The sequence below is a fragment of the Subdoligranulum variabile genome, assembly GCF_025152575.1.
Classification (GTDB): domain Bacteria; phylum Bacillota; class Clostridia; order Oscillospirales; family Ruminococcaceae; genus Gemmiger; species Gemmiger variabilis.
On sequence record NZ_CP102293.1, the window covers coordinates 750,140 to 769,388 of the forward strand.

The 19,249-nt window shown below is 61.1% G+C and carries 16 protein-coding genes; 3 read left to right on the plus strand and 13 right to left on the minus strand.

What is annotated here, in order from left to right; genetic code table 11:
* Positions 1 to 13: 13 nt before the first annotated feature.
* Both rpsU and NQ490_RS03850 read right to left on the minus strand, forming a co-directional pair.
* Positions 14 to 190, minus strand: a complete 177-nt coding sequence (gene rpsU / locus NQ490_RS03845; protein ID WP_040917814.1) for a 30S ribosomal protein S21 — start codon at positions 188 to 190, stop codon at positions 14 to 16.
* A 165-nt stretch (positions 191 to 355) separates the two neighbouring features.
* Complete coding sequence (locus tag NQ490_RS03850; RefSeq protein ID WP_007047533.1) at positions 356 to 1,096, minus strand: heparan-alpha-glucosaminide N-acetyltransferase; 741 nt, start codon at positions 1,094 to 1,096, stop codon at positions 356 to 358.
* 123 nt (positions 1,097 to 1,219) lie between these two features.
* Between NQ490_RS03850 and NQ490_RS03855 the strand changes: the two genes are divergently transcribed.
* The 3 genes from NQ490_RS03855 to NQ490_RS03865 all read left to right on the plus strand — a co-directional run bounded on the left by NQ490_RS03855 (position 1,220) and on the right by NQ490_RS03865 (position 4,833).
* Positions 1,220 to 2,044 carry a Cof-type HAD-IIB family hydrolase gene (locus NQ490_RS03855; protein WP_007047534.1) on the plus strand — a complete coding sequence of 275 codons (825 nt, stop codon included), beginning with the start codon at positions 1,220 to 1,222 and terminating at the stop codon, positions 2,042 to 2,044.
* 33 nt (positions 2,045 to 2,077) lie between these two features.
* The gene (locus NQ490_RS03860; RefSeq protein ID WP_007047535.1) at positions 2,078 to 3,301 is read left to right on the plus strand and encodes a 6-phosphofructokinase; all 1,224 of its coding nucleotides are present in this window, start codon (positions 2,078 to 2,080) and stop codon (positions 3,299 to 3,301) included.
* A 296-nt stretch (positions 3,302 to 3,597) separates the two neighbouring features.
* Entirely contained in the window at positions 3,598 to 4,833 is a 1,236-nt protein-coding gene (locus NQ490_RS03865) for a 6-phosphofructokinase (protein WP_007047536.1), read from the plus strand.
* 63 nt (positions 4,834 to 4,896) lie between these two features.
* Here NQ490_RS03865 and NQ490_RS03870 read toward each other — a convergent pair whose 3' ends face one another.
* From NQ490_RS03870 to NQ490_RS03920, 11 genes are all read right to left on the minus strand, one after another.
* Complete coding sequence (locus tag NQ490_RS03870) at positions 4,897 to 7,842, minus strand: phospholipid carrier-dependent glycosyltransferase (protein ID WP_007047537.1); 2,946 nt, start codon at positions 7,840 to 7,842, stop codon at positions 4,897 to 4,899.
* 82 nt (positions 7,843 to 7,924) lie between these two features.
* The gene (gene cysS, locus NQ490_RS03875) at positions 7,925 to 9,319 is read right to left on the minus strand and encodes a cysteine--tRNA ligase (protein WP_007047538.1); all 1,395 of its coding nucleotides are present in this window, start codon (positions 9,317 to 9,319) and stop codon (positions 7,925 to 7,927) included.
* 77 nt (positions 9,320 to 9,396) lie between these two features.
* Positions 9,397 to 11,343 carry a hypothetical protein gene (locus tag NQ490_RS03880; protein ID WP_147644693.1) on the minus strand — a complete coding sequence of 649 codons (1,947 nt, stop codon included), beginning with the start codon at positions 11,341 to 11,343 and terminating at the stop codon, positions 9,397 to 9,399.
* Between the two features lie 18 nt (positions 11,344 to 11,361).
* Positions 11,362 to 11,937, minus strand: a complete 576-nt coding sequence (gene pgsA, locus NQ490_RS03885; protein WP_007047540.1) for a CDP-diacylglycerol--glycerol-3-phosphate 3-phosphatidyltransferase — start codon at positions 11,935 to 11,937, stop codon at positions 11,362 to 11,364.
* A 3-nt stretch (positions 11,938 to 11,940) separates the two neighbouring features.
* A complete protein-coding gene (gene rimO, locus NQ490_RS03890) occupies positions 11,941 to 13,281 on the minus strand; it encodes a 30S ribosomal protein S12 methylthiotransferase RimO (RefSeq protein ID WP_007047541.1) in 1,341 nt (446 codons plus the stop codon).
* A 57-nt stretch (positions 13,282 to 13,338) separates the two neighbouring features.
* Entirely contained in the window at positions 13,339 to 13,959 is a 621-nt protein-coding gene (locus NQ490_RS03895) for a regulatory protein RecX (protein WP_007047542.1), read from the minus strand.
* Positions 13,959 to 15,137 (minus strand): recombinase RecA, encoded by a 1,179-nt coding sequence (gene recA, locus NQ490_RS03900; RefSeq protein ID WP_007047543.1) that lies wholly within the window; start codon positions 15,135 to 15,137, stop codon positions 13,959 to 13,961. The genes NQ490_RS03895 and recA overlap by 1 nt, the downstream gene beginning before the upstream one ends.
* Before the next feature lie 121 nt (positions 15,138 to 15,258).
* The gene (gene prmC, locus NQ490_RS03905) at positions 15,259 to 16,089 is read right to left on the minus strand and encodes a peptide chain release factor N(5)-glutamine methyltransferase (RefSeq protein WP_007047544.1); all 831 of its coding nucleotides are present in this window, start codon (positions 16,087 to 16,089) and stop codon (positions 15,259 to 15,261) included.
* Positions 16,086 to 17,012 (minus strand): DUF1385 domain-containing protein, encoded by a 927-nt coding sequence (locus tag NQ490_RS03910; protein ID WP_007047545.1) that lies wholly within the window; start codon positions 17,010 to 17,012, stop codon positions 16,086 to 16,088. Before NQ490_RS03910 ends, prmC begins: the two co-directional genes overlap by 4 nt.
* 22 nt (positions 17,013 to 17,034) lie before the next feature.
* On the minus strand, positions 17,035 to 18,483 hold the full coding sequence (locus NQ490_RS03915) for a sensor histidine kinase (protein ID WP_007047546.1): 1,449 nt from the start codon (positions 18,481 to 18,483) through the stop codon (positions 17,035 to 17,037).
* 50 nt (positions 18,484 to 18,533) lie between these two features.
* The gene (locus tag NQ490_RS03920) at positions 18,534 to 19,235 is read right to left on the minus strand and encodes a response regulator transcription factor (protein ID WP_007047547.1); all 702 of its coding nucleotides are present in this window, start codon (positions 19,233 to 19,235) and stop codon (positions 18,534 to 18,536) included.
* Between the last annotated feature and the right edge of the window lie 14 nt (positions 19,236 to 19,249).

The following is a 19,249-nucleotide window of genomic DNA, read 5'->3' on the forward strand; positions in this document are numbered from 1 at the left end:
TTTGTAAGCTAGCTTACTTAAACTTGCGCTTGCGGGCAGCCTCGGACTTCTTCTTACGGCGCACGGACGGCTTCTCATAAGCCTCACGCTTGCGCACCTCGGCCAACACGCCGCTGCGGGCGGTGCTGCGCTTGAAACGGCGCAGAGCGCTCTCGAGGGACTCGCCCTCTTTGACACGGATCTCCGACATCTTCTTCCCTCCCTTGACCTGAGACAGGAGTTTGCCGGTCAAATACAATCAACCAGTAAACAAGATTATACTATACTTACCCCTCCGATGTCAACCGGGAAAGGGGACATAGAACGTCGAATTTTTAATTTTTTAACATTTTTTCCGCTTTTCCACGAGGCGGCTTCAGCACACTGCATGCCAGAGCCACAAAGCTCCATAGATGACCGGCTGATGGAGCATATAGACCAGCAGCGTATGCCGTCCCACAAAGGCCAGCGGCCGCACCACGGCGGGCGCCTGCCCGGCCCGCGGCCGCCACAGACGGGCCAGGAACAGCCCGCACCAGAACAGGAACAGCCACGGGATCAGCGGGAAATAATCCGCCGAGGAAAACCTCGTCAGATCCGGCAGCCCCAGCCAGAACCAGTTGGGGCGGTACCAGGCATCGGGCAGCGCCCACAGGCGCAGGGTCTCAAATCCCAGGTACCCCTTGGGAACCTGATTGGTCAGCGCAAAGAGTACAGCACAGGCTGCCAGGCCCACGCCCGCAGGGCATTTTTCCAGCAAGGGGCGCACCAGCCAGCTCAGCAGCACCGCCGCCCCATTGAGATGCAACACGCCGAACCAGATTGATTCCGACGGCATGAATCCCACCGTGACCGCCGTCAGGATCACCGCACAACCTGCCACCAGCAGACCGTTTTTCCAGGGCTTGCGCGCCAGGGTGAAGCTGTACCCTGACACCAGGATGAAACTCCAGCAGATATACTGCTGCCATACGTGGCATCCCGCCCCGTTGATATCGTACCAGCTGCTGGCATGGCCGAATACATAGACCCAGTCGTACAATGCATGGTAGGCCAGCATATTGACCAGCGCCGCACCGCGCACCACATCCAGCAGCCAAAGCCGTTTTGCCGTCATGCTCCCCCTGCCCTTTCCGAAATTTTACAGTTTATTCATTGTAGCACAGCTCGCCTCAGGTTGCAATCAACGGCGTTTTGCGGTAAAATTTAGCTTGGATTACAAGGATTGGGGAGAAAGTATATGAGCAAGATACGTCTGGTCGCCCTGGACCTGGACGGGACGGTATTCAACGACGAAAAGCAGATCAGCCCGCGCACGCTGGACGCTATCCGCGCCGCGCTGGCCAAAGGCGTGGATGTGCTGCCCGCCACCGGTCGCACGGTGACAGGCGTTCCCCGCCAGTTTGCCGAGATTCCCGGTGTACGGTATGCCCTGACCTCCAACGGCGCGTCGGTGGTGGATCTGCAGACGGGGGAAAAACTGGTCTGTCTTCCCTTTGACGCCGCCCTGGCGGAGCGGGCTTTCGACGTGGTCCGTCCCTTTGGTGGGATGCTGAGCGTCTTCATCAACGGCGAAAGCTATACGGCCGCTTCCACCTCGGGGGACGGGCTGGAGATGGTGCCGGAAAATCTGCGGGAATACTTCCGCACCACCCGCAATGTGGTGCCCGACATGCACCGCATGATGGAGGAGCATCCCCACGAAATTGAGAAATTCAGCATCCTCTACCCCACCGAGGCCCAGCGCGACGCCGCCTGGCAGGCGGTGGCCGCAGCCTGCCCTACCCTGGAGATCACCTCCAGCATTGAGCGCAATATGGAACTCAATGCACCCGGTGTGAGCAAGGGACCCGGTCTGATGGCCCTGGCCAAACGGCTGGGCCTTGCCCGGGAACAGGTGATGGCCGTGGGAGATTCCGGCAACGACCGCACCATGGTGGAGCTGGCGGGCCTGGGGGTTGCCATGGGCAACGCTACGGAAGAAATCCGCCAGGCCGCCGACGTCATCACTGCCGACAACAACCACGATGGCGTGGCAGAAGCGATTGAAAAATACGTATTGTAATATTCAAAATAAATAGTACAAGAGGTATATAAGATGAAAAATGTATTGGTAGGCCAATCCGGCGGCCCGACTGCCGTTATCAACTCCAGCCTGGCCGGCGTCTACGAGACCGCCAAAGCCTGCGGCGCCCCCCACGTATACGGCATGCAGTACGGCATTGAGGGTGTACTGGAGGGCAAGATCGTCGACCTGGACACCGTCCTGTGCGACAAGATGGACATCGAGCTGCTCAAGCGTACGCCCTCCAGCTTCCTGGGCAGCTGCCGCCACAAGCTGCCTGACCCCACCGTGGACGATCGTCCCTATCACACCCTGTTCGATCTGTTTGCCCGGTACGACATCGGTGCCGTGTTCTACATCGGCGGCAACGATTCCATGGACACCATCGCCAAGCTGTCTGCCTACGGCAAGGCGGTGAACAGCGAGATCCGCTTCATCGGCGTGCCCAAGACCATCGACAATGACCTGATGCTCACCGACCACACCCCCGGCTATGGCAGTGCGGCCAAATACATCGCCACCATCCTGAAAGAAGTTATCTGCGACTCCAGCGTCTACGACATCCGCAGCGTTACGGTGGCCGAGATCATGGGCCGCCACACCGGCTGGCTGGCTGCCGCTTCCAGCCTGGCCACCGGTCCCGACTGCAACGGTCCCGACCTGATCCTGCTGCCTGAGCGCACCTTCAACGAGGATGCTTTCCTGGAGCGGGTCGCCAAACTGGAAAAGGAGCGTCACAACGTCATCATTGCCGTCAGCGAGGGTGTCAAGAATGCCGAGGGTGTCTTCCTTTGCGATCTGGTCTCCACGGCCGGACAGCTGGATGCCTTCGGACACAAGGCGATTCTCAGCGGCACCAGCCGCTACCTGGCCGATCTGATCCGGGTCCGCCTGGGCTGCAAGACCCGGGCCATCGAGTTCTCCACCCTGCAGCGCTGCGCCAGCCATCTGGCCAGCCGCACCGACATCACCGAGGCCTATCAGGTGGGTGGTGCCTCGGTGGAAGCTGCCGTGCGCGGGGAGACCGCCGAGATGTGCGCCATCAAGCGGCTGAGCGACCAGCCCTACCGCGTGGAGACCGAGATGGTGGACGTGACCCAGGTAGCCAACTTTGAGAAGAAGGTCCCCGACGAGTGGATCACCGCCGACGGCATGCATGTCAACGAGAACTTCGAGCGCTATGCCCGTCCCCTGATCCAGGCGGAGCTGACGCCCATCTACATCAACGGCGTGCCCCGCCACATCCATCTGGATTGATGGTTTTTGTGCATTCCGCCTTGTCCTTCGCAATTTTTGCAAGGTAATACTGGGGATTTTGTCCGCTGAATAGCCCGCATCGTTCCGTATAGTGGAACAGCTCTTGTGTGCCACTTGATCCGACGTTTTTCGCGTTCCGTATAGTGGAACACAAAATTCCCAACACAGCGTCTTTTTTTCAGCAACCCCTGCAATAGAAAAACAAGCCGCCCCATGGTACACTGAATACAACAAATTCAGTGCCCCGTGGGGCGTTTTTTTGGTGAAAGATCACGGAATCAGGCAGGAGGTTCCTTATGGCAAAAAATGCAATCGTCGGCCAGTCCGGCGGCCCGACCTCGGTCATCAACGCCAGTCTGGCGGGCGTCTTTGAAAGCTGCAAGAGCCGCGGTGCCGGCAAGGTCTACGGCATGCTGCACGGCGTGGCCGGTCTGCTGGAACGGCGCGTCTGCGTACTGGACGACAAACTCCATGGTGCCTTGGACATTGAACTGCTCAAGCGCACGCCGTCCAGCTATCTGGGCAGCTGCCGCTACAAGCTGCCCGACTGGCACACTCCCGAGGGAGAGGCCGTTTACCAGAAGCTGTTCGCCATCCTGCAGGAACTGGAAATCGGGTATTTCTTCTATATCGGCGGCAACGACTCCATGGACACCATCGGCAAACTGGCGGACTACGGCGCCCATATCGGCAGTGAGATCCGTTTTATGGGCGTGCCCAAGACCATTGACAACGACCTGATGGTCACCGATCACACCCCGGGCTACGGCAGTGCTGCCAAGTACATTGGCGTTGTGATGAAGGAGATCATCCGGGATGCCACCGTCTACGGCACCAAGTATGTGACCATCGTGGAGATCATGGGCCGCAACGCCGGCTGGCTTACTTCCGCCGCAGCGCTGGCCAAGGCCGAGGACTGCGAGGGCGTGGACATGATCTGCCTGCCGGAAGTTCCCTTCAACGTGGACCACTTTGTGGAGAAGGTAGAGCGGATGCAGAAGGCCAAGCCGTCCATCGTGATTGCGGTATCCGAAGGCGTCAAGCTGGAGGATGGCCGCTACGTCTGTGAGCTGGCCGACGATGTGCACGCGGTGGACGCCTTCGGCCACAAGGCCCTGACCGGTACGGCCCGTTTCCTGGCCAACACAGTGGCCCGCCGCCTGGACACCAAGACCCGCTGCATCGAGCTTTCCACCCTGCAGCGCTGCGCCGGTCATCTGACCAGCCGCACCGATATTACCGAGGCGTATCAGGTGGGCGGTGCCGCCGCCAAGGCCGCTTTTGAGGGCCACACCGGCGAGATGGTGGCACTGGACCGCATCTCCAACGCTCCCTACCAGTGCGGCACCAGTCTGCATCCCATCTGCGAGGTCGCCAACCTCGAAAAGAAGGTCCCCTTGGAATGGGTCAACGCCGATCATACGGCCATGACCCAGGACTTTATCGACTACGCTATGCCGTTGATCCAGGCCGAACTGACCCCCATTTATGTGGAAGGCCTGCCTCATCATATTTACCTCCCAGAAGCCTGAGTAACGCCAGGCGCAAAAAGACCCTCGCAGGACTTGAACTCCCCTGCGAGGGTCTTTTTCTGTTTAATAGAAGCCGAAACTGGGCAGGCATTCCAGCGCCTCGGCCCACCAGGTCGGGATGGGCAGACCGGACAGGGCCGGATAGTAGCAGATGAACAGCACCAGCGATACCACACACAGTCCGATGCCTATGCGGCGGGCCAGCGACTCCCTATGAATATGGGAGAGTACCAGCGCAATGGCCGCCAGGCAGAACATGGAACTGGGGAAATAGTGGTAGAGGAAGGTGCAGCGGGTGACCAGCATCCAGGGGATCAGCTGGGTGCCGTAGAGGATCAATACCCCGGCGCCGGCCCGGCTGCCCCGATGGCTGACCTGATGCCAGAGCAATGCCACAAGGCAGGCCAGCCCCGCCAGCCAGATCACCGGACCGCCCAGCCCTGCAATGCTGGCCCTGAGGCCATCGGGCAGATGGGTGTTCTGATAATACCACACAGGGCGCAGCCCCAGCAGCCAGGTGTACCAGCGGCTCTCAAAGGGATGGGTGGCCTCCAGGTTGGAATGGTATTCGTACATAGAGACCTGGCAGTTCCACCAGTCGCCGAGACTGAAATCCGGATTCCGCCACCAGTAAGGCAGATAAGACGCGATATAAATGCAGAGCGGCAGCAGTACATAGAACACCACACCGCCCAAGGCCGCCGTGCGGAACTCCGAGGAAAAGCCTGGTTTTTTCTGACGCCAGCGGGCATAGAGCACGCCCAGGTAGAGGATGGCCAGCCCTGCCCCGGCATAGATACCGGTCCATTTGGCCGCACATCCCAGCCCGAAGGCCACACCGCCCAGGGCCATGGGCAGCAGAGACCGGGTAACCCCCTTCTGCAGCACGCTCTGGCAGTACCACAGCATGAAGTAGGCGCCCAGCAAAATGAAGAAGGTGCCATAGATGTCGATGGTGGCAATGCGGCTTTGCACGAACCGCATGAAATCCAGCGCCAGCAGTACCCCGGCCACCGCTCCGATCCACCGTTTGCGGGTCAGGCGACGGGCAAAGCACCAGGCCAGCGGCACCAGCAGCACACCGAACAACGTGCCGGAAAACCGCCATCCGAATCCGGTCATGCCGAACAGAGCGATGCCCGCCATGATCAGGTCCTTGCCCAACGGCGGGTGGGTGGTCTCGTATACCGGCATCTTGTGCAGCTGTTCATAGCCGGTGCGGCCGTGGTAGATCTCGTCAAAGTACATGCTGTTGAGCTGGCTGATGGTGTCCGGCACCGACGTCTGCTCATCGAAAAGCGCCCCGCCGCCGGTGACCGGCACCGGGTTGCCGTCCCCGTCCCGGAAGGAAAGCTCAAAGACCTGGGCATTTTCCACCGTGACGGTCAGCGTCTGGCCGGCTGAGACCGGCAGACGGTTTTCACTCCAGCTGAAACAGGTACTGTACCCCAGTTCCTGCACCAGCAGCACATTCCCCTCTGCGTCCGATACCTTCAGGCTGCCGCCGAAGGACACGCCCGGATACACCCAGAGATTGATAGCCGTTCCCTCCACAGTAACGGTCTCGGACAGGATCGTGTCGGTGGCATCCAGCGGATTCTGGGGCGCCGTGGTATCACCCAGATAGGTGAAACTCAGCACCGCCGTGGCCAGCGTAAGCCCCGCAAGGCCCAGCACTTCCCGGCGCTGCCATCGGGGCTGTCCGGCCGGGACAGGATCCTCGGGCCGGGGGCGCTCCGGCAGGGACAGGGCATGGCCGTGGAGCGCCAGGTCCCACACTGCAAAGAGCAGCATCACAAAACAGACGGTCTCGGCCAGGCCTACCAGCACCGCCACGGTGGAGCTGGTGGCGCTGCTGAGCCACTCGTCCTCAGAGCCGGCCAGGGAGTAGACCGTTGCCAGGTTGATAAAGCCGGTCAGTGACAGCCCGAACCCGGCGGCATAGAGCCGGATATCATTCCAGCGGGCGGCCGCCAGCAGAGTCAGCAGCACACCGGGCACCATGTACCGCTCGTGCATGCAATGACCGAAGGTGAAAACACCCAGCCCGTAGTAAGCGGCCAGCAACAACGGCGAAAAATGGCCGCACTGGACGCTGCGCACCGCAAAAAACACCAGCCCGCCGGTGACCGCCAGAATCAGGAACCAGCCCAGCGTATGCCAGCTGATGCCGAAGAGCGCCGTATTTTCCAGCGGCTGCCAGTTGCCCCCCAGAGCCGTAAGCCAGTTGAAGGCATTGATGGAGGCATAGGGATACCCCGAAACGGTACCCGCGTATTTTTCCAGCAAGGAGGGCAGCAGGTCCCGGATCCCATAGAAAGGAACCCCCGCCGCCAGCGGCGGCACCAGCGCCACCGCTGCGCCGCCAAAGCAGCGGCCGAACGCGCGGAAGCGGTTCTCCTCCTGGGCAATGGCGGCCAGAAAGCAGGCGGCCAGAGCCGGGCCGAAAAGCAGCGCCTGGGGTTTGATGGCCAGCGCCACACCGTACCAGAAGGCCGCCGGCAGATAACGCGGCTTTTCCAGCAGCCAGAAACAGCCCAGCAAGGGCAGCGCAAAGGCACCGTCGATCTGCTTCCATACCCCGGTATCAAACAGAAGCAGCGGATTGAAGGCTGTGAAGGCCGCCAGCAGCAGTGGCACCCGGCTGGCGGGTCGGAACTCGCTGCCCACATGCCAGACCAGCCAGGCCGCCGCACAGTCGCAGAGGCTGGGCACCAGTGCCAGAAGGAAATAGGTCAGCGGAGACTCGTAGGGAATGGAGAACATCCCGCGGACCAGCCCCACCAGCCCCAGTACAAAGAGATAACCGGGCGGGTAGTCGGCAAAATAGCCTTCGCTGTAGAAAGCCGCAGGGCCCTGAGAGGCCAGCTTGTCTCCCCAGGCCACAAAGCAGCTCATATCATAGGGGTAACCTTCGGTCACCAGCGCCAGCAGCAGCCGCAGCGCCAGGGCTGCCCCCAGCACCAGCCAGAGGGTCCTGGCATCGGATTGTCGTTTCTGTATCGTCATACTCTCAAAAAGGGGGCCTGCCCGCGCGCGTCCGCCGTGTTGGACACAGGCGGGCACGCAGGCATGCCCCTGCGTTGTTGGTTTACAGTTTTGCGATCTTGGGGCCCTGGGCGGTGTCGGTCACGCTCCAGCCCATCTCGGTGAGCTGTGCACGGATGGCATCGGCCTTGGCCCAGTCCTTCGCCTTCTTGGCAGCAGCGCGCTCCTCCACCAGAGCCGTCACATCCGCCGGGACCTCGTCCTTCTTGCGGTTGTACAGCAGGCCCAGCACGCCGGTCAGCTCGTCAAAGGTTTTGGCGGCCAGTTCCAGCGTGGCTTTGTCGGAAGCGTCGGACAGGGTGTTGATCTCCTTGACGAAATCAAACACCGCGGCCAGCGCGTCGGGGGTGTTCAGATCGTCGTCCATGGCGGTCTTGAACTTGGTGCGCGCTTCCTCGCACTTGGCGGCCAGCGCCGTGTCAGTGCCGTGGGCATGCTCGATGGCAAAGTCCAGATTGTCGCGGCAGGTGTACAGACGCTCCAGGCTGTTCTTGCAGCTCTCGATAAGGTCTACCGTGTAGTTCAGCGGCATGCGGTACCCCGCCGTCAGCATGAAGTAACGGATAGGCTCATAGCCGTATTTCTCGGCGATCTCCCGCACCGTGAAGAAGTTGCCTGCGCTCTTGGACATCTTCTCGTTGTTGATGTTCAAAAAGCCGTTGTGCATCCAGTAGCGGCTGAAAGTGCAGCCGTTGGCGCACTCACTCTGGGCGATCTCGTTCTCATGGTGGGGGAAGATCAGATCCTGGCCGCCGGCATGCAGGTCAATGGTGTTGCCCAGGTGCTTGCGTGCCATGGCACTGCACTCGATGTGCCAGCCGGGACGGCCGTGGCCCCAGGGGCTCTCCCAGTAGGGTTCGCCGGGTTTGGCCGCCTTCCAGACCGCGAAGTCCGCGGGATCTTCCTTCAGATCATCGTCCATCTGGCTGCGCAGCGTGCGGTTACCGCTCTCCAGATCGTCCAGGTTCAGATGGCTCAGCTTGCCGTAGCCGGGATCGGACTTGACCCGGAAATAGACATCGCCGTTGCGGGCCACATAGGCGTGCCCGGAATCCACCAGATCCTTGACGATCTTGATGATCTCCCCGATGTGCTCGGTGGCGCGGGGACGCACGGTGGGTTCCTCCACGTTCAGCCCCTCAGAATCCTTGATGTACTCGGCCTCGAACTTGCGGGCCACCTCCTGCATGGAGATGCCCTCCTGCTGGCCTTTCTGGATCAGCTTGTCGTCAATGTCGGTGATGTTGGAAACATAGTAGACCTTGTTGCCGCAGTATTCCAGATAGCGGCGCAGGGTGTCAAACACGATCATCGGCCGGGCATTGCCGATGTGAATATAGTTATAGACCGTCGGGCCGCAGACATAGATGCGGTACTCGCCCTCTTTCTGCGGGACGAATTCCTCCTTCTGGCGGGTCATGGTGTTGAAAATCTGCATGGTGGCACAATCCTTTCCCAATTCAATGGTCTCCGATGGTTTCTATTATAGCCGCCGCAAGGCCCTGTTGCAAGCCTTCAGCCATTATTTGCAAACTCCGTTTCCAGCTGATCCCACACGGCGCTGAAATTGTAGGGGAACTGGGCGTCTTCCTCTGCCAGCCAGCGGCGGTAGGTGTCCAGCTCCTCCACCGTAGGCGCCTTGATGCGGCGGTAGGCCGTGATCGTATACCCGTTGCCCATATCGAAGGTAGCCGCCACCTCGAAGGGCTGATACTTGTCCTGGTTTTCCAGGAAAGCACTGTTGATCTTCTCGGTATGGTTGTTGGGGTCAAAGGGGGTGCAGGTCAGCACCGCCTGCGCGGTGAACAGTTCCTTCGGGAACGCATCATTACCGGGATTCACCGCCCCGTAGGCGAGGATCGAACGGATACTCTCGTCCGGCAGGGCTGCCGCCCGGAAAACATCTGCGCTATACTTGCTGCCATGGCAGATCATATAGGCGGAATTGGTTCCGCTGCAGTTTTCCCGCAGCCAGTCGTTGACCGCTGCAATTCCTTCCATATCGTCGCGTATGTCGTCCACAAAGAAATAGAGTCCGCTGTAAACCTCCGTAGGAATATACCGCGGCGGCAGCAGTTGGCTGCAGGCCCCGAAGTTGAGCACGCACATGCCCCCCAGCACCGCAGCCGGTACGGCCCGCAGCGGCCAGGGGCGCAGATTGGCCACCGCCAGCGCGCAGAGGAAAAAGCCCAAAAGATAGAAGGGTGCCACCGCCAGCGACTGATGGTCGTCCATGTTCTGTACCCGGGTCACCAGCAGAATCGTGAGAACTGCACCAGCAATTGAAAGTACAGAAAGAAATTTTGTTCCTTTTTTATACAGTCCGTATAATACGCCAACCACCAGCACCGCCAGCAGAAAATACCCCAGATAGACCCGCTGGTTGTTCAGCTCCGAAAGGAAACCGCCGGTCTGATAAGTGGCATAGCGGTCGCTGTAGTCGGCACGGACAATGCGCCAGAACATGGGTGCCAGCGGCAGGCCGACACAGAGCACCGATACCACGGCAAACCGCACAAAGCGCAGCAAAGCTTGGCGGTTCCGGCCACGGAGAGCCTGCACCAACGCACGAACGCCATAAAACAGGAAAATCGTAACCACCGTGAACATATAGCTGCGGCGGGTCAGGATCAGAAGGCCGGTAAAGGTGGTCAGGCTGACCAGGCGGGCAGGCGCTGGACGATCGAAGTCATACCCGGTGAGCAGGGCCATGAGCATGAAGGCGAAAGCCACGCCCAGCAGGTCAGGCATACCGCGGTAAAGGGCCACATGCATCAGCGGCATGAGCAGCACAAACGCCATGCCCAGCACTGTGAACAGCCGCGGGGCCCGGGGGGCCAGCTGACGGCGCAGGGCCATGAGGAACACCAGTGCGCTGAAATACACCAGCGACGGAATCAGCAGGGCGCAAAGGATGGCAAAGGTATTGGCCGTCCGTGCCGTGAACATAAAGAAGGGTTCCAGCAGAATGTTGATGACAAAAGGCGCGTAGTCGTTGAACCAGGTCTTGTAGATCGTAGATCCCACGCCCATGAAGACGCCGTCTGCAAAATTGGATTCCAGACGGATCTGCAGATTATAGTAGGTAGCATTGTCCCAGAGGTACAGGCTCTGGCGGCCCACCATGGCGTGCAGGTAGAAAGCCGCGCTGAGCAGGCAGCAAACCGCCAGCACAACGCCGTCGAAGCGGGTCAGGCGAGCCCCCACCGCATGCAGGGCGCGGCGGTAGAGGCAGAAGGTGCCCAGCACCGCCGTACAGCAGAGCAGGAGCAGCCAGAGATCCACCGGATGACGGCCGCTGCCCAGGCTGTCCACCCACTGCAGCACCGGCAGAAACCGGGCCGCGGTACTGAAAAGAAATTTAACGGCAAAAACACACAGCAAAGCCAGAACGGCCCGCTCGGCGCGGGTCATTCTGGCAAAATACTGCTGTACTTTTGCGCGGGGCGAAAAGTTCGGCAAAGCAGTAGTCCCCCGTTTTTATTTGGCCTGCATGAAGCAGGCGCGGTTCTGCCACAGGTAGATGCCGCCGGAGATCACCGTGGCGGCAGCCACCAGCCAGCACAACACCTGGGTGATGAGACCCACGCCCATGACATCGGTGGGGCCGCCCAGCGCCGCGGCAAAGTAGTAGAACAGGATGGTCAGCATCTGAAGCACCGTCTTGACCTTGCCCCACATGTTGGCAGCGATGACGGTGCCGGACTCAGCGGCGATCATCCGCACACCGGCCACAGCAAATTCCCGGAACAGAATCACGGCCAGCACCACCGGCGAGCAGATGCCGTCGGCCACCATGTAAATAAACGCAGCGGTGGTCAGGCATTTGTCGGCCAGGGGATCCATAAACTTGCCGAAATCAGTGACCAGATGGTATTTGCGGGCCAGGTAGCCGTCCAGAAAATCCGTGATGCTGGCCACTGCGAAGACGATGCCCGCCACCAGCATGAAAGTCTGATTGTAATCGGAGGTGCCATAGCGGCTGAATGCCGCGAACACCATAAATACCGGCACCAGGATCACACGCAGCATCGTCAGTTTATTGGGCAAATTCATGACTCAGTCCTCCAGTTTTTCCTCCACATAGCCGTAGAGGTCGTAGGTATCGGCATCGGTGATGGTCACGTTGTAGAAGGCGCCGGTCTCCAGCAGAGTGTCGGCCGGAGTCAGCACATTGCCGTCGATCTCGGGGCAATCCGCCTTGGAACGCAGCAGATACATGCCGGTCTCATCGTCCACGCCATCGCAGATGCATTCCAGCGTCTGCCCCACCTTTTCCTTTTCCCGGTCGGCGCTGACTTCCGCCTGCAGTTCCATGATATGGTCAGCGCGGCGCTGCTTGGTTTCCTCGTCCAGCTGGCCATCCATTTTGGCAGCCACGGTGTTTTCCTCCGCCGAGTAGGCAAAGCAGCCCAGCCGGTCAAACCGCATGGTCTTGACGAAGTCACAGAGTTCAGCGTACTGTTCCTCGGTCTCGCCGGGGAAGCCAGCGATCAGCGTAGTGCGCAGCGTGATACCGGGAATGGCCGCCCGCAGCCGGGCGATGGCGTCCTCAATATCGGCACGGCCGCCGCGGCGGTTCATTGCCTTGAGCACGGCATCGTCGCAGTGCTGGATGGGCAGATCCAGGTAGGGCACCACCTTGGTGTTGCGCACCATGGCGGCAATGAAAGCGTCGCTGATGCGCTCGGGATAGGCATACAGGATGCGGATCCAGCGGATGCCATCGATCTGCTGCAGACGGTCCAGCAGCTCACAGACGGCACCGGGCTTGCCCCAGTCCTCGCCGTAGGCGGTGGGATCCTGGGCCACGAGAATCAGTTCCCGTACCCCCTCCCCTGCCAGCCAGCGGGCTTCGGCGACGCAGTCCTCGATGGGACGGCTGCGCAGCGGACCGCGGATCAGCGGAATGGCACAATAATGGCAGCGGTTGTTGCAGCCCTCGGCAATTTTCAGGTAGGCGTAGTGCCGCGGCGTGGAGATCACCCGGGCACCGCCCAGAGGCATGTCGCTCTTGGGGCCGTAGCTTTCTACCTGACCGGCCCCCGCCGCGCAGACCCGGGCCACAATGGCGGGGATCGCCGCGTTGGAACCGATACCGATGACAGCGTCCACCTCGGGGATTTCCTGCACGATCTGCTGCTTGTAGCGCTCCGCCAGGCAGCCCGTCACAATGACTTTCAGGTCAGGGTTCTGCTGCTTGTACTGGCAGGCCATGAGGATATTCTCGATGGCCTCCGCCTTGGCGGACTCGATGAAGCCGCAGGTGTTGACAATGATGACATCGGCTTCTGCCGGATCGGCTACCGTGGTATGCCCTTCCTTGAGCAGAGCATGGCAAAAAACGTCGGCGTCCACCTGGTTTTTCGGGCAGCCGAGAGAAATGATGGCAATGTTCATAGGTACGTCCTTATGCGTATAGAGTCTGGTGTCTGCCGGAGGGCAGACGCGTTCGGGTCAGTCTTCGTCCTCCGCGAGCACTTCGCGGATAATGGCGTGGGAAAACCCACGCCGGGCCAGCGCAGCCGCCACCTGGTCCCGCTTGCCGGCAGCCAGCTTGGCAGCATACTGCCGCTCCACCAGCGCCCGGGCGGCGGTCAGCTCGGGATTCTCACCGTCCTCGTCCGTGTCGTACAGGGCCTCCACGGCGTCGGCGGCGGTGTCGCGGTCAATGCCTTTGGCCGCCAGATCCCGCAGGATCTCCCGCCGGGACTTGCGTTTGCGCAGCAGTTCGGCTGCCCGGCGCCGGGCAAAGCCCGCATCGTCCAGCAAGCCCAGTTCTCCCGCACGGGCCACCGCGTAGGCGGCACTGTGTTCATCGAATTTACGGCAGAGCTTCTGGTACAGTTCCCCCGCGGCATGGTCCCGCAGCGACAGATAATCCATCGCCTTGTCCAACGCACGGCGGGTGTCGCTCTGCTTGCGCAGGTCCTCCACCTGCCAGGGTTCCAGGTCGTCTCCCTCGTGCAGGTTGGCCCGCGCGAAGGTATCCTCATCCAGGGAAAAGACGAACTCCCCGTCCAGAAAGAGGGCGAGCCGTCCTTTTTTTGTCTCCTTGATCTGGGTCAGCCGGGGCATTATTCGTCAACCATAATGTCGAGATCCACTTCGCTGCCGGTGGTCTTGGCAGCCGGGGCGGACGCAGCAGGTGCTTCGGCCGCCGTCACCGGCTTGACCAGCTCACTGGGATCCAGCGGCTTGACGGTGCCCTTCTTGCCGGCCGCCAGCAAACGGTCGGCATTGGCGCGGACGATCTTCTCGATCTCGTCGGAGACCTCGGGGTGCTCCTTCAGGAACTGCTTGGCGTTGTCGCGGCCCTGGCCCAGGCGCATCTCGCCGTAGTTGAACCAGGCGCCGCTCTTCTGGACGATGCCCAGCTTGACGCCCAGATCCAGGATCTCGCCGATCTTGGAGATGCCCTCGCCGAACATGATGTCGAACTCCGCCTCACGGAAGGGCGGTGCCACCTTGTTCTTGACGATCTTGGCGCGGGTACGGTTGCCGATGAAGGCGCCGGTGGAATCCTTCAGGCCTTCAATGCGGCGCACATCGATCCGCACACTGGAATAGTACTTCAGCGCGCGGCCGCCGGTGGTGACTTCGGGGTTGCCATAGACAATACCCACCTTCTCACGCAGCTGGTTGATGAAGATACAGACGGTGTTGGTCTTGCCGATGACGCCGGTAAGCTTGCGCAGCGCCTGGCTCATCAGACGGGCCTGCAGACCCACATGGCTGTCGCCCATCTCACCCTCGATTTCGGCCCGGGGCACCATGGCTGCCACAGAGTCCACGACCACAGCGTCGATGGCGCCGGAACGCACCAGCGCTTCGCAGATCTCCATGGCCTGCTCGCCGGTGTCGGGCTGGCTGACCAGCAGGCTGTCAATGTCCACGCCCAGTGCGCTGGCGTAAGCCGGGTCCAGGGCGTGCTCCACGTCGATGAAAGCCACTTCGCCGCCCATCTTCTGGGCTTCCGCCAGCACCTGGAGGGCCAGCGTCGTCTTACCGGAAGATTCCGGTCCATAGATCTCGATGATACGGCCGCGGGGCAGACCGCCAATGCCCAGGGCCAGGTCCAGGCCCAGGCTTCCGGTGGGGATCGCATCCACCTGCATGGTGACATTGGCGCCCAGCTTCATGACGGCGCCCTTGCCGAACTGCTTTTCGATCTGAGCCAGGGCGGTCTCCAGCGCGGCCTTCTTGTCGGTGGCCGGACCGCTGCTCTTAGGGGTTGTATCTTTTTTAGCTGCCATCTTGCGTTTCTCCTTTATCTGTTACAATCGCTCTTATCCTTTGCGTTTGGGTCTATTATATACGATTCGCGCAAAAATTACAACCTTATGTTGTGTGTTAATTATCCTATAGACGGGACTTTCAGCCATCTTTTTCCGGTTTCTGCAGTACCACGACCCGGTCGTTGCCGCCGTAATCTTTCCGGCAGCGTCCGTTCTGCCAGCCGTACTGCCCGCCCAGCGCCAGCACCTGGGCGGCCTGGGCGCAGCCGATCTCCAGGACCAGCCAGCCGCCGGGACGCAAAGCCGCCTTGTACCGGGCACAGAGCAGCCGGTAAAAATCCAGGCCGTCGGTGCCGCCATCCAGCGCCATGGCCGGTTCATGGGAGGTCTCCGGCATCAGCGCCCGCATCTCCCCTGCCGTCAGATAGGGCGGGTTGGAGAGGATCAGGTCCACGCTCTCCGGGGCCAGGGTGCGATACCAGCTGAATACATCCGCCCGGACCGTCTCCACCCCGGTATCCATGGTATTGGCCTGCAGATATGGCCAGGCATCCCCGCTTTTTTCCACGCAGGTGACCCGGGCATCAGGATAGGCCCGGGCAACGCCCAAGCCCAGACAGCCGGTACCGGCACAGAGGTCCAGCACGGTCGGATGCGGGACATTCCGAAGCAGCTCGATGGCCGTTTCACAGACCACTTCGCTGTCCGCCCGGGGACAAAGGACTCCGGGGCCCACCTTGAGGGTGAAATCCAGAAAATCCCACTCTCCCAAGAGATACTGCAGCGGTTCCCGCGCGGCACGCCGTGTGGCCAGCACATCCAGACGGGCGGCCTCGGCGTCGGTGGGACCATCGTCCAGGCGGGGGTCCCGCCGGGTGACAAAACGGTAGAGCTGGGCCGCATCGAACCGGGCGTCGGGCACACCGGCGGCCTGCAGCCGGGCACAGAGGGACTGAAATGCAGCGTTCACCAGCGACCATCCTCCCGGTTTTCCGGCAGAACGGGGGTGACAGCGGCGATGGCGACCTCGATCATGGAGTCATCCGGTTCAAAAGTCGTCAGCCGCTGCATCCAAAGCCCCGGCTGGGAAACAATGTGGGACAGCAGGCTGTCCGACCGTCCGGCCCACTTGAGCACCTCATAGGAGATGCCCACCAGCAGCGGGAACATGCACAGCTTGTACACGATGCGCAGGCCAGTGCTGGTCCAGGGCAGTACCGCGTAGAGGAAGATGCTGATGATAATGACCAGGATCATGAAGCTGGTACCACAGCGGGGGTGGAAGCGGCTCTGCTTGCGGATATTTTCCACCGTCAGCGGCAGCCCCGCCTCATAGCAGGCGATGGTTTTATGCTCGGCACCGTGATATTCAAAGACGCGGTGCATCTCCTTGTAGCGGGTGCACAGGAACATGTAGACCAGGAAGATGGCCATCTTGAGCACCCCCTCCAGGATGACCCGCGGCCAGCGCCCCATGGGGACGACCTGGCTGATCACTCCCGTGAGGAAGGTAGGCAGAAAGGTGAACAGGAAGAGGGCCAGCGCCACGCCGGCCACCACCGCCACCCCCATGAGAACGTTCTGCACAGCCGGGCCCATATGATCCTCCAGCCATTTGTCGAACTTGGATTCAGCGGGTTCGGTCTCCCCCTCCATGGCGATATCGGCGGCGCGCATGAGATACTGGTACCCCTTGTAGAGGTTTTCCACCATATTGCAGACGCCGCGTACCAGCGGCACCTTATTGTACCAGTGGGTATGCACCGTGTCGTAGCTCAGGTCGATGGTCCCGTCGGGACGGCGTACCGCGCAGCAGATTTTTTCGGGGCCGCGCATCATGATGCCTTCCATCAGGGCCTGGCCGCCGACGGAGGTGCGGAATTCCTTGGGCATAATGTCTCCTTTTGGCTGCGGATCAGATGGTCTCGTGCAGGTGTTCCTGCCCCGGATGGTAGACCGGCAGCGTGATGCTGACCGTCGTTCCCTGGCCCAGAGCGGAGGCGATCTCCACCTTGCCGCCCAGGGCCTGGACGATCTCGTCCACCACCGCCAGACCGATGCCCGATCCGCGCACCGAGTTTTTGGCTTTGAAGAATTTTTGTTTGACCTTGTCCAGATCCTCCGGGGCGATACCCCGGCCCTGGTCCCGCACCGCCGCCGTTACGGTTTCGGGCGTGCGGGTGATGGTCAGGAAGATGGTGCCGCCGGGGTCGGAGTATTTGATGGCATTGTCGAAGATGTTCACAAAGACCTGCCGCAGCCGCGCCGGATCCGCCCAGACCGGGTAGGGTTCGGGCGGTTCCTCGTAGACAAAGTGCAGTCCCTCCTGCCGGATGCGGGCCTCCACAAACAGCGCCGCGTCGGTGGCCTCCGCCACCAGGTCCAGCACCTCGCAGTGGAGCTGGATGCCGTTCTGCAGCCGCGAGAAATCCAGCAGTTCCTCCACCATGGTATACAGCCGGTCGGTCTCGGTACCGATGATGGCAAGGCCCCGGCGATAGTTTTCATTGGTGGGATCATCGATGTTCTTGATGGTTTCCACCCAGCCCTTGATGGAGGTCAGCGGCGTGCGCAGCTCATGGCTCACCGAGGAGATAAACTCGTTTTTCAGCCGGTCGGTCTCGGCCAGGTCCTCCGCCATCTGGTTGATAGTGCCGCACAGGCGGCCGATCTCATCGTTGTATTTGGTGTCCGGCAGCCGGGCCTGAAGATCGCCCCGGGCAATGCGGGTGGCTGTAGCCTCCACTTCGCCCAGCGGGCGCACGATGGAACGCACAAAAAACAGCCCGCTCCAGAGCATGAGCAGGAACGCCAGCACGCCAATGCCTGCCGACAGCGCCACATACTGTCCCCATTGCCGGTCCACCAGGGTCAGGCTGGTGACCATCCGCATGGCGGCGATGTTGCCCGCCGCGTAGGGCACCAGCGAGGTCACCGCCATGACCCGCTCCCCCTGGGGCGTGGTGAAGATGGCATGTCCCATGCCACTGGCCGAGGTAAGGGCCTGGGCAAAATCGGTGCCGTCCGTCAGATCCCGGGTCATGGTGCCGCTGCTGGTGGTCAGGATGACGCCCTGGGCGTCCAGCAGCATGAATTCAAACTTGTCCTTTTCGTCAAACTGTTCCACCGTGCGCCGCAGTGCCTGACCCCGGCTTTCGGCGGTTTCCAGGCTATCCCCCGCCGTGCCGGTGGCCTGCAGGCGGCCCGCAATGGTGGAGAACCGGTTTTCGATGGCATGCTGTACACCGCCATACAGTTCCCGATAACTGTTGTAGAGGAAGATTGCTTCGGCCGCGAACAGCACCAGCACCATAATGAGCAGGCTGCCCTTGATCCAGCGCTGGATGATGCTGGTCTTTGCCATCGCCCTTTCCCCTTTCCGGCACCGCGGTGCCCCTTGTGATGTGCCGACGCTCAGGCGTTCCAGCGGTAGCCGTAGCCCCATACGGTGAGAATGTGCTGCGGATTGCTGGGTTCATCCTCGATCTTCATCCGCAGGCGGCGGATGTTGACGTCCACGATCTTGACGTCGCCGAAGTAGTTTTCACCCCAGACACCCTCCAGGATCTTTTCCCGCACCAGGGCGGTGGCCGGGTTGCGGAAGAACAATTCCATGATCTGGAACTCCACCTGGGTCAGGTCGATGGGTTTGCCGGCCTTGTAGAGCACCCGGCTCTTCTCGTCCAGCACAAAGGGACCACTGACCAGCTGTTCGGGTTCCTCCGCCGCCTTGGGAGAGGAGGAGCCACGCTTGATGCGGCGGGTCAGTGCCTCCAGCCGCGCCACCAGTTCCGACACCGAGAAGGGTTTGGTGATATAGTCGTCGGCGCCGATGGAAAGGCCGCGGATCTTGTCGCTCTCCTGTCCCTTGGCCGACACGATGATGATGCCGATGTCGTTGTCGTCGCGGCGGATGGTCTCACAGAGGCTCAATCCGTCCATGCCGGGCAGCATGATGTCCAGCAGCGCCGCATCGCAGGGCTCGCTCTTGTGCATCAGTTCCAGCGCCCGCTCGGCACTGGGCGCTTCCAGCACTTCCCAGCCCGCCATCTTGAGGTTCAGGGCCACCATCTCCCGGATGCTGGCCTCGTCTTCCACGACCAAAACTCGTTTCATACTGCGCTCCCTTT

Excerpts from the sequence above, each read along its gene's own strand:
- pgsA (WP_007047540.1), bottom strand. The coding sequence starts at position 11,937 with ATGAATTTGCCCAATAAACTGACGATGCTGCGTGTGATCCTGGTGCCG.
- NQ490_RS03920 (WP_007047547.1), bottom strand. The coding sequence starts at position 19,235 with ATGAAACGAGTTTTGGTCGTGGAAGACGAGGCCAGCATCCGGGAGATG.
- cysS (WP_007047538.1), bottom strand. The coding sequence starts at position 9,319 with ATGCAGATTTTCAACACCATGACCCGCCAGAAGGAGGAATTCGTCCCG.
- NQ490_RS03915 (WP_007047546.1), bottom strand. The coding sequence starts at position 18,483 with ATGGCAAAGACCAGCATCATCCAGCGCTGGATCAAGGGCAGCCTGCTC.
- NQ490_RS03895 (WP_007047542.1), bottom strand. The coding sequence starts at position 13,959 with ATGCCCCGGCTGACCCAGATCAAGGAGACAAAAAAAGGACGGCTCGCC.
- NQ490_RS03860 (WP_007047535.1), top strand. The coding sequence starts at position 2,078 with ATGAAAAATGTATTGGTAGGCCAATCCGGCGGCCCGACTGCCGTTATC.
- NQ490_RS03910 (WP_007047545.1), bottom strand. The coding sequence starts at position 17,012 with ATGCCCAAGGAATTCCGCACCTCCGTCGGCGGCCAGGCCCTGATGGAA.
- NQ490_RS03850 (WP_007047533.1), bottom strand. The coding sequence starts at position 1,096 with ATGACGGCAAAACGGCTTTGGCTGCTGGATGTGGTGCGCGGTGCGGCG.
- rpsU (WP_040917814.1), bottom strand. The coding sequence starts at position 190 with ATGTCGGAGATCCGTGTCAAAGAGGGCGAGTCCCTCGAGAGCGCTCTG.
- recA (WP_007047543.1), bottom strand. The coding sequence starts at position 15,137 with ATGGCAGCTAAAAAAGATACAACCCCTAAGAGCAGCGGTCCGGCCACC.
- rimO (WP_007047541.1), bottom strand. The coding sequence starts at position 13,281 with ATGAACATTGCCATCATTTCTCTCGGCTGCCCGAAAAACCAGGTGGAC.
- NQ490_RS03870 (WP_007047537.1), bottom strand. The coding sequence starts at position 7,842 with ATGACGATACAGAAACGACAATCCGATGCCAGGACCCTCTGGCTGGTG.
- NQ490_RS03855 (WP_007047534.1), top strand. The coding sequence starts at position 1,220 with ATGAGCAAGATACGTCTGGTCGCCCTGGACCTGGACGGGACGGTATTC.
- NQ490_RS03865 (WP_007047536.1), top strand. The coding sequence starts at position 3,598 with ATGGCAAAAAATGCAATCGTCGGCCAGTCCGGCGGCCCGACCTCGGTC.